This window comes from Vibrio nomapromontoriensis (genome assembly GCF_050337205.1).
GTDB lineage: Bacteria > Pseudomonadota > Gammaproteobacteria > Enterobacterales > Vibrionaceae > Vibrio > Vibrio nomapromontoriensis.
In genome coordinates this window covers 25,630-39,917 of record NZ_JAKJSS010000018.1, presented here as the reverse complement: position 1 = coordinate 39,917, position 14,288 = coordinate 25,630, and the positions used below count along the sequence as shown (strand labels likewise).

Sequence of the window (14,288 nt, the reverse complement as noted above, 5' to 3'; positions counted from 1 at the left end):
AATGCCGTAATTTCAACGCTAGTGTTGTAAATGTTTTGGGATCGAAAACTGCGGTATCGGCAGCGGTTTCTCTCCTGCGCCACGGCGAAATGATCTCAGCTGCATGACGTAGGTCAGGATATGTGCGACCGCAATGTAGAGCTGACTCGGTATGGCTTGTTCTATCGCAGTCGTGTGATAAATCGATCGTGTCAGGGGCGGTGAGTTTAAGATCTCCACCTGATTTTCACGTGCGATGCGCTGGATGTGCATGGCGGCTTCATCAATGCCTTTTGCTACCACAAATGGCGCATCCGATAGGCTGGTGTCGTATTTTAAAGCCACCGCATAATGCGTAGGGTTGGTGATCACCACATCGGCTTTCGGCACGGTTTTTTCTATTTTACGACGCGCAAACTGTTGCTGTATTTGTCGAATTCGCTGTTTGACCTCAGGTCGACCCTCATTATTTTTGTACTCTTCTTTGAGTTCTTGTTTGGTCATTTTGAGCTGTTTTAGGTGTTCCCAGCGTTGATAGGGAATGTCGATGACACCGAATATCAACAGTGCCACCCCCATCAATAGTAAGCCTTCGAATAAAATGGTCATCACCATGGTGACGCCTTGGTTTAGGGTGAGCTGTTGCATGCCTAACAAGTGTTGAAGGTTACTGTTGAGGTAGCTGTAGAGCAGAGCAAAAATGACCGAAACCTTGAACGTTGATTTGAGCAACTCGGCCAGTGAGCGAGTAGAAAACATGCGTTTAATGCCAGACAGCGGACTGAGTTTACTGAGCTTTGGTTGGACGTTAGCGGGGCGAAACATCCAGCCACCTAAAATCAGGCTGCTGGCAACCGCGACAATCACAATAACTAAGAACATGGGCAGCAGCATGTCGATTAGGATCCCCAAGCTATGACCGAGCTGCTCAATCATTTGCATTGGGTTGTCAAGATCCTCGCGAGTCAGGCTCATGTTGAAACGAAAAATACCGGAAATATGCGCCCAAATACTGGGCAGTTGGCTGTTAAAAAACAGCGCGACTGCAAGGAAGATAACCGCGGAGGAAAATTCTTTGGCCCGCGGAATTTGTCCCTCTTGGCGCGCTTTTTTTACCTTCTGCGGTGAGGCTTTTTCTGATTTGTCTTGGCTAGATTGTTCGCTCATACGCCCCCCACAACAAATCCATTGAGATGGCGAAGCACCTCATGAACCAAGGCGGTATAGCGACTTGGAATACCCGTAACGGTGAGCAGGATGCTGAATAGACCAAGCAGCATGGTCATCGGAAAACCGAGCGCGTAGACATTTAAGCTGGGTGCGGCGCGATTCATCACACCAAAACTGATATTGGCGAGTAACATTGAAACAATAGCAGGCAGTGCGAGCGCAAGAGCGGAAGCAAACATCCAGCCAAATAGCCCAATTACTTGATTGAGCGCGCTCATGCTGAGACCAGAGCCTACCGGCCAAATCACAAAGCTTTGTACGAGAATATCAATCACTAAAAGGTGTCCTTCTAGCGTTAAAAAAAGCAGGGTGGAGAGCAGTAAAAATATACGCCCTAGAATCGCGACCGACAGCCCGTTTACCGGATCATTCATGATCGCCATGCCTAGCCCCATTTGCATGGAAACAATTTGTCCAAGCATGGTGAAAATAGTAAAAAACAGATGCAAAATCAGACCGAAAAACACCCCCCATAGCGCTTGCTCAAAGGCAAGGAATAAGGATGTCATAGAAAATAATTCGACCGCAGGCATGGGCGGCATAAGGGGCGCGGTAATGACGACGATGGACAGCGCGAGTAAGCTGCGTACCCAAACCGGAATCAGCGCATCACCAAAAAAGGGTAAGGACAGGAATGCCGCCCCAATGCGAAAAAACGGCCACCATAGCTGCCCTAGCCATTGTGATAGATCGGCAAAGGTCAGATGCATTAGCCAATCATCCCTGGGATGTTGTGGAACAGGTAATCGAACAATTCCATGATTTTTCGTAACATCCAGTGGCCAGCAAAAATCACCATTAATAAGGTCGCCAGCAATTTAGGTAAGAAGCTTAGCGTTTGCTCTTGTATTTGAGTTGCTGCTTGAAAAATAGCAATAATCAAACCTACACCTAATCCCGGCAGAACCAGCACCATCACCATGTTGATGATAAGCCAGATGGCATTAGAAAATAGCGTGACGGTCATTTCTGGGGTCATAGGTTGTCCTTTGCGCTATCCAAAGCTGGCCGAGAGTGTGCCAACGGTCATCGCCCAGCCGTCCACTAATACAAAGACCACAAGCTTAAAAGGCAGAGAGACAATGAGTGGTGAAAGCATCATCATCCCCATCGCCATTAGGACACTAGCGACGACGAGGTCTATGATGAGGAACGGGATGAACAGCATGAAACCGATTTGAAATGCGGTTTTGAGTTCGCTAATGACAAAGGCCGGCAAAATCACCGCAAAGGAAATATCTTCAATATTTTGATTCAGCGGCTCGTTGGCGATACGCAGCATTTGCTCTAGCGCGTTTTGCTGGGTTTGTGCCAACATAAAGTTACGCACAGGTTTTTCTGCGGTGGAAAATGCCTGCATCAAGGTGATTTCACTCTGATCGTAAGGTTGAAAAGCATTTTGATAAACGTCGCTCCAGACAGGGCGCATGATTAAAATACTTAGGCTAAGTGCGATGCCGACTAACACGCGATTAGGCGGGCTTTGCTGCAGACCAAGCGCTTGTCGCAAAATGGCGAGGACGACGATGATCCGTGTGAAGCTAGTGGCCATCAAAATAAACGCAGGCAGAAAGCTCAGCGCGGTCATGAGCAGTAAAATCTGTAACTTGACGCTATACGCTTGGTCGGTCTGTCCATCATTGACAGTTAGAAAGGTTAATCCGTTGTCAGCAGCAACAGGGAAACTGATTAAGCTCACCAGTACGATGAGCTTCCAAGGGAGATGACACAGCAAGGTAGGGAGGCGTTTTAGCGGTTTAATAACCTTGTGAGTAAGCGGATGAGACACTAACTATTGCCCCATTGTTGTTAGTGTGGAATCCACTACGTCGATCAGCTTTAAACCGTATTTGTCATTGATGACAACGACTTCTGCGTGCCCCATTAATGAGCCATTCACTTTCACATCGAGAGGCTCACCATTGAGCTTGTCTAGCTCAATAACACTGCCTTCACCAGCACTCATTAGCTCACCTAACGCGATTTCTTTACTGGCGACTTCAAGGGTGACGGTGACAGGAATACTTTTAAAGAAGCTGAGGTCACGTTGGGCTGAAACTGGTGCAGCAAGTGGTGCATCCGTGTCAAAGCCTTCTAGCTGAAAGTCATCAAAGCTCAATTCGTCCCCATCAAATGCATTTTGTTCAGGCGTATCGCTCATGAGTTACTTTCCTTTTCATTATTTAAAATTAAGACCAGTTGTCCGTCTTGCTCTGCGACACGACCGGTAAATAGGCGCTCTTTTCCAATATGGACAGGGACGCTAGAGAGTAAGTTGATAGGTAAAATATCGTCGGGTTGTAGACGTAATACTTGAGTTAATGGCAGTTGAGTTTTACTGAGTTGTACATTAAGCCGCACAGGCGTTGCTTGCAGTGCATGTTGAAAGTCGCTGGCGATATGAGGGTTGGGCGTGAGGGACAGTTCATTCACAAGTGTTTGCACTAACATACTGTCGAGCTGAACGATAAGGTTAGCTTTCATATCACCAAGGGTTGGGTGGCAGTAAGTAATGGACAGGGTCGCAACAATCCCTATCCCCTGATGAGGGGTTGCTTCACTGGGATGCCAGTGATCTATTGGAGCAATCCAAGCGCTGATTAATTTTGCGATTCGTTCCTGAAGCCTTAGGTCACTGGCAGAGAGAGCTTGAGTCGTTCGCTCAATGTTCGCGCCATAAAACTGGTCGGCTAGGTGGATAAGCAATGTGCTGGAGAGATGGATAGACAGCTGTCCACCAGTTTCATGCTGTAAAGCACTGATGTTCTCGAAATCCTGATGTTTATGGCTGTCACTGCTAATCGTGATCGCTTGAATGATAACATCTACATTAGATGAATTGAGCCAAGATTGTATGGCTTGGCGCAAGGAGTGACGAGAGCGCTTAAATTCGTCTTCCAGCTTATTTTTTACTCGATGAATCGGCTTTCCAAGAAGCTCGATATTGAGTGATGGTACGTGATCTAATGTTAAAGAATGCTCAGAATCCATAATATTTCCGAAAAGTGATTGAGATGCTGATATGGCTAAACACTAGCCTCTCAAATTAATAACTAGCCGTTATTGTTTTAGTCTACTCTGATTTTTTTATATCTTTTTAGTCGTAAAATTTAAATTTGTGAGCTTGGTTCATATGTTTGTTTATGCATTATACAAGCATCTTTAAATAAAAAATAAATAGGGTTAGTTTGTTTAAATAATAAATATTATAAAAATCTAAATATAGCGACTATCTATCGAAGCCCTCGATTATGTTTGCTTCGAGCATGGTGTTGCACGATTAAGATTTTGTTTTGAAAGATATAAATATAGTTTCTTTTTGTGTGCCGATATTCACTTGAATATATGAGCCTAGTTACATGTCAGAATTGGTATTGATATGAATAGTAAAGTTATTCGTAATGATGACTTCAAATTAATTACTTTTTTGCAAAGTCTACTTGTGAGGAAGGTGAATAATTCATTCCGGGCGGAAGGGTTATTTCCGCTAGTGGTTTTCTGCATCGTTATTTTTTGGGGCAATGTCTCATTTGCTGCTAAAAATAACATCCCAATGGATATGGTAAATTGGCAATTTGTTCAGAGTGAATTTAAATGTCAGTTGCGTTACTCATTATCTAACTCGGAATATATTTCTTTTGTCGCCGAGCCGAATAGCGCGATGGCACTGATAAAAACGCATGTGAATTACCCTCAAGCAAGGTTGCTACAAACTTCTCCGCCTTGGCAGGCGCCAGCGTACTCCAATACGATTTCAACGTCTCGCCAAACTTCATCGGGTATGGTGGAATTTCGTCATGGTATCGACGCTTTTTTGACAGCGTTTGCTAAAGGGGCGTGGATGCGCTTGGAGTTTGGTCACGAGCGTGACCAAGGTGAGCTTTTAGTCAGTGAAGGCGTTACCGTTCCTTCGGTACGAATCGAGCAAGCGTATAGTCAGTTCAACGATTGTCGCGCAGCATTGCCGAGCATGTCTTATGAGCAAGCTCGAGATGTTGAATTGAGTTTTCGTGTTGGGCAACGAGTACTTGACGCCTCGCAACGCCAAGCGCTGAAAGCGATATCGAGCTATATCCAATCTGACAAAACTGTCCAGCGAGTGTTGATTGATGGACACACAGATAATCTGGGCTCCTCAATGGCGAATCTGCAACTCTCGCGGGTACGTGCCGATGATGTGGCCAGCCTCTTAACTGAGTTTGGCACACCAAATCCGTTAATTGAGGTGAGAGCACACGGTGATCGCTATCCCGTGAGTAGTAATGCGACAAAAAGTGGTCAAGCCAAAAATCGACGAGTGACCGTCAGAGTCATTCGTCAGTCTGTGAACACATTGACGCCTTCTCAGGATGAGAAGACGGGGGTGACATTGAAATGAATAAGGATATTTTACTCGTTGAACCTTGCGACAATGATGCTCGACCGATTATTGATGTATTGCAGCAGCAAGGGTTTCTTGTTCGTCATGTGAGAACAGGGCGAGCAGCATTATTGGAGCCGACGGCGGCGATCAGTTTAGTCAGTTCCAACCTACCGGATATGAGTGTCCGTGAGTGGGTGGTGTGTCAGCAACGTAAGGCGAACGCAGGCGTTGCTATTGCTATTGTTGAACAGGATCAAGGCGTGCTCGCTGCAGAATCTATGAAAGCGGGCGCCACGGATTATCTGTTGCGCCCTTTTGAAGCGATGCAGCTAATCAATTTACTCAATCGTGTCGAAGCGATGGAAAAACCCATGGCCAACATTGTTGCGGAGTCATGGCGTAGCAAGCAGGTGTTGCAACTGGCTCATCGTGCGGCGTGCACCAGCGCCAGTGTCTTGATTTCAGGTGAGTCAGGGACAGGTAAGGAAGTGCTTGCGCATTATGTGCATGACCAATCTCCTCGAGCATCCCAGCCTTTTATCGCAGTGAACTGTGCGGCGATACCGGAGTCAATGCTGGAAGCGGTGCTATTTGGTCATGTTAAAGGCGCATTCACTGGGGCGTCAGGCTCTCAGAGCGGTAAGTTTGAAGAAGCCAACGGCGGCACGATTTTATTGGATGAAATTGGTGAAATGTCACCGGCGGTTCAAGCTAAGTTGCTTCGCGTGTTACAAGAGCGAGAAGTTGAGCGGGTTGGCAGTCATAAGTCTATCAAACTCGATATTCGTGTGATTGCCGCGACCAATAAAGACCTGAGAAGTGAAGTGCAGAAAGGCCAGTTCCGGGAAGACCTTTATTATCGATTGGATGTGCTGCCGTTGTATTGGCCACCACTTCGTGAGCGTCAGGAAGATATCTTGCCGATTAGCCAATTTTTTATCAATAAATATAAAGAGAAGGCGGCTTGCCATCTTTCTGAAGATGCGCAACAAGCGCTTTGTCAGTATCACTGGCCAGGCAATATTCGTGAATTAGAAAACGTTATTCAACGTGCATTAGTGATGCGTCACGGCGATTTTATTACTGCCCAAGATCTGATGCTTCCTATTGAACTTGCGGTATCACCACATTCACTCTCTGCCCCATCCCTGTCAAATACCGAGACGTCTACTCATAGAGCAGCGAGTGCTTCTTTCGGACACGTGGAAGTAAAAAAACAGGCAGAGTTCCAATTTATCCTAGAGCAACTGCGTCAGTTTGGTGGTAATCGAACTAAAACGGCGAACGCGATGGGTGTTTCAACGCGTGCGCTGCGCTATAAGTTGGCGGCAATGCGCGAGCAAGGAATTGATCTGCAGTCGGCATTAGGCTCGGCTGCGTAAAGGAGAAATACGATGGCAATGCAACCTATCAATAGCGCGGTCTCGGCGGAACAACTCATGCTGACCAAGCTTCAATCGATGCAACAACAAATACAACCAGACTTTGTGGTGTCATCAAATCCGGTTGATGCGCAGCAATCCTTGTCACCTTTATCTTTTTCGACGGCGATGAAAGGAGTGTTGGATCGGGTTAATGAGCACCAGTCATTGGCAAGCAGCAAAATGACGGCGGTCGAAACTGGACAAAGTGATGACTTGGTTGGAGCGATGGTCGCGAGCCAAAAAGCGAGCTTATCATTTTCGGCCCTGATGCAGGTTCGTAATAAAGTCGTGTCTTCATTTGATGAAATCATGAAAATGCCGGTGTAGATAATGTCAGAAATAACCTCTCAAGCGATACCTAGCATAACGGCGATGGATTCGTCATCCTCTAATAATCAGCCGCTGACTCAGAGCAAATCAGTCGGTGATGTGAGCCAGAAGTTGAAGCGATTGTGGTCAAGCTCGCAGCGTAACCTAGTGCTGTCAGCCGTACTGGCTGCCATTGTTGCGGCGATTATCGTTGTGGCTTTATGGAGCTCGTCGCAAAGCTATCGCCCTTTATACAGTCAACAAGAACGCTTTGATACCGGTGAAATCATCTCAGTGCTGGAGTCGGAAAGCATTGCTTATCGGTTACAGGAGGAAAATGGGCAAGTCTTAGTCGCCGAAGGTCAGGTGGCAAAAGTGCGTATGTTACTTGCCGCAAAAGGCGTAAAGGCTCAACTGCCGACAGGCTTGGATGCACTGAAAGAAGACAGTTCACTTGGTACCAGTCAATTCATGGAAAACGCTCGTTATCGTCATGGGTTGGAGGGCGAGTTAGTTCGCACCATTATTTCCTTAAATTCGATAGTGAATGCGAGAGTTCATCTTGCTATACCTCGTCAGACGTTGTTTGTCCGCCAGCAAAGTGAAGAGCCTTCTGCGTCAGTCATGCTTGAACTCAAGACCGGTGATGACCTAAAACCGGAGCAAGTGGAGGCCATTGTTAACTTGGTGGTGGGCAGTGTGACGGCAATGAAACCTGAGTTTGTTTCCGTTATTGATCAATATGGTCGATTGCTAAGTGCTGATATTGGCTCGATGGAAGCCGGTAAGGTAAATGCAAAATATCTAGACTATCAGAAGAGTGTCGAAAAGCAGGTGATTCAACGTGCGGCCGATATGCTCACGCCTATTGTTGGACCAAGTAACTACCGGGTTCAAGTTGCTGCCGATCTTAACTTCAGTCAAGTGGAAGAAACGCAAGAGATCCTTGATTCGACTCCCGTCGTTCGTAATGAACACAGTATTCAAAATAATAGCATCGATAATATTGCGTTAGGTATTCCCGGAGCGTTAAGTAACCAGCCACCGGTTACGGGTGAGGTCGAAACACAAGACAGTAAAAATACCAACGCGCGCAGTGAGTTGAATCGCCAGTATGCGGTGGGCAGCAGTATTCGCCGAACGCAATATCAGCAAGGCGAAGTAGAGCAATTAAGTGTGTCGGTATTGCTTAATGAAGCGGCAGCGCCGAATGGTACAGCCTGGACAGACGCTGAACGCAATCAGATTTCGGACATGATTATGGATGCGGTGGGGATCTCTGCAGGTCGTGGCGATCGCCTTAACGTGATGAGCTTTAACTTTACACCGATTGAAATTGACGTTCCAGTTGCCATGCCATGGTGGCAAGATCCGACGGTCCAGCAACCTTTACGTTATGTGATTGGCGGCTTGCTGGGTATGGCGATGATTATGTTTGTGTTGCGTCCTTTGATCATGCATTTAACGGGTGCCGATCAGCGCAATGTAAGCCTTGAGTTTGCTGAGAGTCCTCAGGATGACTATCAAGAGAATGTGCAAACTAGAGAAGAGCGAGAGCGAGAGGAATTACTCAACCGCAAGTTGTCTGAGAAGGGAATTACGTCGGCTTCATCGGGTCTGGATGCGAGCAGCGATATGTTACCGCCGGCGGGTTCTCCGCTAGAGATTCAATTAAAACATCTGCAGCTTATTGCTAACGAAGAGCCTGAGCGTGTCGCAGAAGTACTAAAACAATGGGTGAACGTGAATGAAAACAGCGCAGTCAAAACCAGCCACGCTTAGTCATGTTGAGCGCACCGCGCTTGTATTGCTAGGGATGGGAGAAGATGCCGCCGCACAGGTATTTCAATATTTCACCCGTGATGAAACCCAGCGTGTGACCAAAGCAATGGCACGGTTGAGTGGTATCAAAAGTGATAATGCTAAGCAGGTGATTCAACATTTTTTTGATGACTTTCGTCAACATAGTGGCATACGCGGCGCCTCCAAAGCGTATTTATCGAATACGTTACGTAAAGCTTTGGGGAATGATTTAGCCAAAGGGCTGCTCAATAATTTATATGGCGATGAGATTCGCAATAACATGCAACGGCTGCAGTGGGTTGATGCGGACACGCTGGCTCGTTTTATTTCACAAGAGCACCCTCAGATGCAGGCTATTTTCTTGGCTTATTTGCCCCCAGAAACGTCCTCTAAGGTATTGGAGCAGTTACCGGCGGATTACCATGATGAGCTGCTGTATCGGATTGCTCGCTTACAGGACATCGACCATGACGTGGTCAGTGATCTTAATGAGTTGATTGAACGTTGTATTGAGCATGTATCTAGCAGCCAAAGTGCGCCACTATCTGGTGTTAAACAGGTGGCGGATATTATTAATCGTTTCTCTGGAGACAAGGGCATGCTGATGGAAATGCTCAAACTTCATGATGAAGACGTGGTGAATGAAATTGAAGAAAACATGTTTGACTTTATGGTGCTTGGACGACAGCGTGAAGACACGATGGACCGGTTGGTGCAGCAAGTGCCGCTTGAGTTATGGGGGACAGCACTGAAAGGGGCGGAAATTGCTCTGCAACAAGCAATAAAACGCTCTATGCCTCAGCGTTTAGTTCAAGCGCTGGAAGATGATATGCAATTGCGGGGCGCTGTTCCTGTTAGTGCAGTTGAGCGGGCGCGCAGTGAGATTATGCAGATGGTTAAGGCCATGTCTGAGGCGGGCGAAATAGAATTGGTGTTGTATGAAGAGCAGACGGTGGAATAGTGATGACTCAGAAATACAGAACGTCATTTTCAGCAAAAAACGCTCTTGCCGTAGAGAATAAACCGATACTTCGCTTAGCCGCTTCTGAGTATAGACCTCATCGCTTCCCTCCTGTCGCCCCTGTAATTCAGGATAATGAGCTTTCTTCGGAAATGATGTGGGGAGAAGAAGCGTCACAGGCAGACGTGCAAGAAAAACTCGAGATAGGATTTCAGCAAGGGCTTGAGCAAGGGCATCGAGAAGGGGTGCAACAAGGTCTTGAACAAGGGCAGCAGCAAGGGCTGCTTGAAGGGCAGAAGGAAGGGTTTCAAAAAGGGTTTATTTCCGGTGAGCAGTCAGGAAAGCAGGCTTTTTTGGAGGCAATTAAGCCCGTCAACGAGATTTACCATCATTTAGAGCGTTGGCAGGAAGAGAAAGATCAACAGCAGCGCCACGTGATTTGTGAATTAGTGCAAAAGGTTGCCCAGCAGGTCATTCGTGCAGAACTGACGCTTATGCCGCAGCAAATACTTGCACTGGTGGATGAAACGTTGGAAGCGATGCCAGGTAAGACTGAAAAAGTGACGGTGCATTTGAATCCGCAAGATTTAGAGCGTATCGCCAACATCAATGCCGAACTGCCACATAATTGGAAATTGGTGGCAAAAGCAGAACTTCCAGTGGGCGGTTGTCATTTGGTCACGGATGATGCAGAAGCGGATGCCAGTTGTGATGCACGCTTAGAAACGTGTATGGATAATGTGAAGAATCATCTACTTGATGAAACATTGCCAGCGCGACATGAGTCCAATCATGACTAGCGCTGCATTGTTACCTTTGACGGCGAGGCTTCATGATGCGATGGCGTCACTGGAGGCGGTGCCGGTTGCGAAAGTGACAGGCCGCTTAGTTAAAGTGAATGGATTAATGCTGCAAGCGGTGGGTTGCCGTTTTAAGCTTGATCAACGATTTTTGGTTGAAACGGCAGAAGGCGACATGATTGAAGCGCAAGTGGTTGGGTTTGATCATACGATAGCTTATCTCATGCCGATCCGTCGCTTAGGAGGCTTATTTGCCGGCGCTAAGGTGATTCCATTAGAAGGGGACAGCCATGTGCACCTGGGGCATCACTGGTTAGGGCGTGTGGTTAATGGTTTAGGTGAAGTTCTTGATGATGGGGCGCCGCTAACCGGGGGGGATCGAGTATCGCTGGATCCTCAGCCGATTAATCCATTAAAACGTCGTCCGGTAGACACACCCCTTGATGTGGGAGTGCGTGCCATTAATGGTTTGCTCACCGTGGGAAAAGGCCAGCGAATTGGATTAATGGCTGGCAGTGGAGTCGGGAAAAGTGTCTTGATGGGGATGATTACCCAAAACACCGAAGCTGATGTCATTGTGGTCGGGCTCATTGGTGAGCGAGGTCGTGAGGTGCGTGAGTTTGTTGAGCGTAATCTCACACCAGAATCCCGACGCAAAGCCATTATTATTGCCGCGCCCGCGGATGAATCACCGTTGATGCGATTACGAGCTACATTGCTGTGTCACCGAGTCGCCGAATATTTTCGTGACAAAGGTAAAGATGTCTTGTTGTTGATGGATTCATTAACACGTTATGCCATGGCTCAGAGAGAAATTGCTTTAGCATTGGGAGAGCCACCTGCTTCACGGGGGTATCCGCCTTCAGTCTTTAGTATCTTGCCGCAATTGTTAGAAAGAGCAGGGAACAGTGAGCACCCCGATGGCAGTCTTACGGCGATCTACACGGTACTAGCGGAAGGTGATGATCAGCAAGACCCGGTGGTCGACTCTGCGCGAGCTATATTAGATGGTCACGTTGTGCTTTCTAGGCAGCTTGCGGAGCAAGGGCATTATCCAGCGATAGATATTAATGCGTCGATTAGCCGATGCATGAATGCTTGTACTGAAAAGCCACATCACATGATTGCTAATCAATTTCGTCAATGCTATGCCAGCTACTTGCAGGTCAAAGAGCTGTTGCCGCTAGGCGGTTATCAACCTGGGCAAGATCCCGAGCTTGATCGCGCAGTGATGATGCATCCTCAATTGAAAGCCTATTTACTTCAAGGCGCTGACGAGACGTTGGATTACTCGCAAAGCTTAACGCAATTGGCGCAGCTCTTTGCCAGTGAAGCGACATCGTCGTAAGAGTGCCAATATTGCGTGCTGACTATCAGGGAAGGGTATCATGGAGAGTAAAATAAAAGCGGTCGGTGCGTTGACTATGCTTGAAGAAACTCAACGCGACCGAATTGGATCACAACTGGATGCTGCACGTCAACAAACCGAGAAACTCGAGTCGCGATTATCGGCATTAGCTGAACTGAAATCCTTTCACCATGGTCATGGAGTGCAATCTCGTAGTCGACTGAGTTTGATGAACATGACAATGGTCGATCGTATGTTGCAAGGCATGTTAAACCACCAAGTTCATGAGCAGGCGGTGATGCAGGCGGAGTGTCATGCTATACAGGCACAATTGCAGCAAAAGTCGCAGCGCGTACATGGCTTAGAGCAAGTGCTTGAGCGTTGGAAAAGCAAGCAAAAATATGAAAAAGCCAAACGTGATCAAAAGCTAATGGAAGACATAATTAATTCGCGACTTAAGCTGAGAAAACTGTAAATATCTGGACATTTATCCAGTATAAATTACCATTAGCATTAGACGAAACGCTGATGGCTGACCAAACATGCAATGGATAATTGATCACCAAACTCTCCTACTTTCAATCACTTCAATCTCTACCTGCCTGGGTTTTTCGGCAGCCGCCATATTTCATTTTAAAGCGCGACAAACCGCTGAAATCATCGAGCAAAAAGCAGACATGGTTCAAATGAACTTAGAACAAGAGATTGACCGTTTGCAGCAGGCATTAAAAGAAGCCAAGCAAGAGTTAGACGAGCTTGATGATGAGCGAGATAAATCGGCATTTGAGCTTAAACAAGCCCACGGTAAGGTGATGGCTGCGGTGGAAAAACTGCGCTATTTTGAGGCGGTGAAACAAGAGCGTCAGCACTATGCTGAGGAACTTGAACGTGTGCGTCAGGCGCGCGCCTTATCGGAAACCGAATTACGCGAGCAGCTGGCCACCTTTCAACAGCAGCAGCGTTCAGATACCGAAAAGTTGCAGCTTCTTGAGCAATCGGAGTTGCGATTAAAAGAGCAATTTGAGCGCTTGGCTAACCAAGTGTTAGAAGCCAATAGCAATAAAGTGGATGCGCAGAACCGCCAGAGTCTTGATGGTATTTTAACGCCTTTAAAACAACAGCTTGAAGGGTTTAAAAAGCAGGTCAATGACAGCTTTAACCAAGAAGCGAAAGAGCGCCATACCCTAGTACATGAACTGAAAAACCTGCAGCGCTTGAATGATCAGATGACTCGCGAGGCGATGAACTTAACTCAGGCACTCAAGGGTGATAACAAACAGCAAGGTAACTGGGGAGAAGTGGTGCTTGCACGCGTACTCGCCGAGTCTGGCTTACGTGAAGGGCATGAATACGAAACTCAGGTGAATTTGCAAAATGAAGCGGGTAAGCGTTTTCAACCAGATGTGATTGTACATTTACCACAAGATAAACAAGTTGTGATTGACTCTAAAATGGCGCTGGTGGCTTTTGAGCGTTATTTCAATGCCGATCTAGATACAGAGAAAGAGCAGGCGTTGCGCGATCACTTACTAGCGCTAAGAAATCACATTCGTGGTTTATCACAAAAAGACTATCACCAACTGAAAGGTATTCGTTCACTGGATTACGTATTGATGTTTATTCCAGTTGAGCCTGCTTTTCAGGTCGCGATTCAAGCTGATCCAAGTTTGGTAAAAGATGCGATGGAGCACAATATTATTGTCGTGAGCCCGACCACACTGTTGGTGGCCTTACGTACCATCGATAATTTGTGGCGTAACGAAAGGCAGAATCAAAATGCGCAAATTATTGCCGATAAAGCAAGCAAACTGTATGACAAGCTAAGATTGTTTGTCGATGATATGGAAGCACTAGGCGGCGCATTAGATAAAGCGAATCAGAATTATCAAGGTGCCATGAATAAACTGGCGACTGGGCGAGGAAACGCCATTCGTCAGGCTGAAAGCTTTAAAGAGCTGGGTGTGGAAGTGAAACGCTCAATTTCTTCCTCCATCACAGAAATTGCACAAAATGATGCGTTGGTGGAAAGACAACCAGAGACGGATAAAGTAAACTGACCGTCGGCAGCGCC

Annotated in this window: 14 protein-coding genes and 1 pseudogene; 9 read left to right on the top strand and 6 right to left on the bottom strand. The window is 46.9% G+C overall.

The window, feature by feature from the left end; translation table 11 throughout:
* Positions 1-18 precede the first annotated feature (18 nt).
* The 6 genes from flhB to L4D05_RS20710 are packed head-to-tail and all read right to left on the bottom strand — an operon-like array spanning position 19 to position 4,200.
* Positions 19-1,146, bottom strand: coding sequence for a flagellar biosynthesis protein FlhB (flhB, locus tag L4D05_RS20735; RefSeq protein WP_428753808.1), 1,128 nt, complete (start codon positions 1,144-1,146; stop codon positions 19-21).
* Complete coding sequence (gene fliR / locus L4D05_RS20730; protein ID WP_428753806.1) at positions 1,143-1,919, bottom strand: flagellar biosynthetic protein FliR; 777 nt, start codon at positions 1,917-1,919, stop codon at positions 1,143-1,145. Before fliR ends, flhB begins: the two co-directional genes overlap by 4 nt.
* A complete protein-coding gene (gene fliQ, locus L4D05_RS20725; RefSeq protein WP_250618800.1) occupies positions 1,919-2,188 on the bottom strand; it encodes a flagellar biosynthesis protein FliQ in 270 nt (89 codons plus the stop codon). Before fliQ ends, fliR begins: the two co-directional genes overlap by 1 nt.
* Before the next feature lie 15 nt (positions 2,189-2,203).
* Positions 2,204-2,944 carry a flagellar type III secretion system pore protein FliP gene (gene fliP / locus L4D05_RS20720; protein WP_428795206.1) on the bottom strand — a complete coding sequence of 247 codons (741 nt, stop codon included), beginning with the start codon at positions 2,942-2,944 and terminating at the stop codon, positions 2,204-2,206.
* A 57-nt stretch (positions 2,945-3,001) separates the two neighbouring features.
* Positions 3,002-3,370, bottom strand: coding sequence for a flagellar motor switch protein FliN (gene fliN, locus L4D05_RS20715; protein WP_428753804.1), 369 nt, complete (start codon positions 3,368-3,370; stop codon positions 3,002-3,004).
* Complete coding sequence (locus L4D05_RS20710) at positions 3,367-4,200, bottom strand: FliM/FliN family flagellar motor switch protein (protein ID WP_428753803.1); 834 nt, start codon at positions 4,198-4,200, stop codon at positions 3,367-3,369. Before L4D05_RS20710 ends, fliN begins: the two co-directional genes overlap by 4 nt.
* Before the next feature lie 388 nt (positions 4,201-4,588).
* On the opposite strand from L4D05_RS20710, the gene L4D05_RS20705 reads away from it, so the two are divergent.
* The 9 genes and pseudogenes from L4D05_RS20705 to rmuC form a co-directional block, all read left to right on the top strand.
* Positions 4,589-5,587 (top strand): MotY family protein, encoded by a 999-nt coding sequence (locus tag L4D05_RS20705; protein ID WP_428795164.1) that lies wholly within the window; start codon positions 4,589-4,591, stop codon positions 5,585-5,587.
* On the top strand, positions 5,584-6,954 hold the full coding sequence (locus tag L4D05_RS20700) for a sigma 54-interacting transcriptional regulator (RefSeq protein ID WP_428753799.1): 1,371 nt from the start codon (positions 5,584-5,586) through the stop codon (positions 6,952-6,954). The genes L4D05_RS20705 and L4D05_RS20700 overlap by 4 nt, the downstream gene beginning before the upstream one ends.
* A gap of 12 nt (positions 6,955-6,966) precedes the next feature.
* The gene (gene fliE, locus L4D05_RS20695; RefSeq protein ID WP_428795163.1) at positions 6,967-7,323 is read left to right on the top strand and encodes a flagellar hook-basal body complex protein FliE; all 357 of its coding nucleotides are present in this window, start codon (positions 6,967-6,969) and stop codon (positions 7,321-7,323) included.
* A 3-nt stretch (positions 7,324-7,326) separates the two neighbouring features.
* The gene (fliF, locus tag L4D05_RS20690; protein ID WP_428795162.1) at positions 7,327-9,087 is read left to right on the top strand and encodes a flagellar basal-body MS-ring/collar protein FliF; all 1,761 of its coding nucleotides are present in this window, start codon (positions 7,327-7,329) and stop codon (positions 9,085-9,087) included.
* The gene (locus L4D05_RS20685; protein WP_428795161.1) at positions 9,053-10,069 is read left to right on the top strand and encodes a flagellar motor switch protein FliG; all 1,017 of its coding nucleotides are present in this window, start codon (positions 9,053-9,055) and stop codon (positions 10,067-10,069) included. Before fliF ends, L4D05_RS20685 begins: the two co-directional genes overlap by 35 nt.
* Positions 10,070-10,071: 2 nt before the next feature.
* On the top strand, positions 10,072-10,869 hold the full coding sequence (fliH, locus tag L4D05_RS20680) for a flagellar assembly protein FliH (RefSeq protein WP_428795160.1): 798 nt from the start codon (positions 10,072-10,074) through the stop codon (positions 10,867-10,869).
* The gene (locus L4D05_RS20675; RefSeq protein WP_428753792.1) at positions 10,862-12,217 is read left to right on the top strand and encodes a FliI/YscN family ATPase; all 1,356 of its coding nucleotides are present in this window, start codon (positions 10,862-10,864) and stop codon (positions 12,215-12,217) included. Before fliH ends, L4D05_RS20675 begins: the two co-directional genes overlap by 8 nt.
* 40 nt (positions 12,218-12,257) lie before the next feature.
* A complete protein-coding gene (gene fliJ, locus L4D05_RS20670; protein ID WP_428753790.1) occupies positions 12,258-12,692 on the top strand; it encodes a flagellar export protein FliJ in 435 nt (144 codons plus the stop codon).
* 247 nt (positions 12,693-12,939) lie between these two features.
* A pseudogene (gene rmuC / locus L4D05_RS20665) lies at positions 12,940-14,274 on the top strand (DNA recombination protein RmuC); the annotation flags it as partial.
* Between the last annotated feature and the right edge of the window lie 14 nt (positions 14,275-14,288).

Bases quoted from the DNA above. Each gene is read 5' to 3' on its own strand.
- flhB (WP_428753808.1), bottom strand. From the start codon at position 1,146: ATGAGCGAACAATCTAGCCAAGACAAATCAGAAAAAGCCTCACCGCAG.
- fliR (WP_428753806.1), bottom strand. From the start codon at position 1,919: ATGCATCTGACCTTTGCCGATCTATCACAATGGCTAGGGCAGCTATGG.
- fliQ (WP_250618800.1), bottom strand. From the start codon at position 2,188: ATGACCCCAGAAATGACCGTCACGCTATTTTCTAATGCCATCTGGCTT.
- fliN (WP_428753804.1), bottom strand. From the start codon at position 3,370: ATGAGCGATACGCCTGAACAAAATGCATTTGATGGGGACGAATTGAGC.
- L4D05_RS20710 (WP_428753803.1), bottom strand. From the start codon at position 4,200: ATGGATTCTGAGCATTCTTTAACATTAGATCACGTACCATCACTCAAT.
- L4D05_RS20705 (WP_428795164.1), top strand. From the start codon at position 4,589: ATGAATAGTAAAGTTATTCGTAATGATGACTTCAAATTAATTACTTTT.
- L4D05_RS20700 (WP_428753799.1), top strand. From the start codon at position 5,584: ATGAATAAGGATATTTTACTCGTTGAACCTTGCGACAATGATGCTCGA.
- fliE (WP_428795163.1), top strand. From the start codon at position 6,967: ATGGCAATGCAACCTATCAATAGCGCGGTCTCGGCGGAACAACTCATG.
- fliF (WP_428795162.1), top strand. From the start codon at position 7,327: ATGTCAGAAATAACCTCTCAAGCGATACCTAGCATAACGGCGATGGAT.
- L4D05_RS20685 (WP_428795161.1), top strand. From the start codon at position 9,053: ATGAAAACAGCGCAGTCAAAACCAGCCACGCTTAGTCATGTTGAGCGC.
- fliH (WP_428795160.1), top strand. From the start codon at position 10,072: ATGACTCAGAAATACAGAACGTCATTTTCAGCAAAAAACGCTCTTGCC.
- L4D05_RS20675 (WP_428753792.1), top strand. From the start codon at position 10,862: ATGACTAGCGCTGCATTGTTACCTTTGACGGCGAGGCTTCATGATGCG.
- fliJ (WP_428753790.1), top strand. From the start codon at position 12,258: ATGGAGAGTAAAATAAAAGCGGTCGGTGCGTTGACTATGCTTGAAGAA.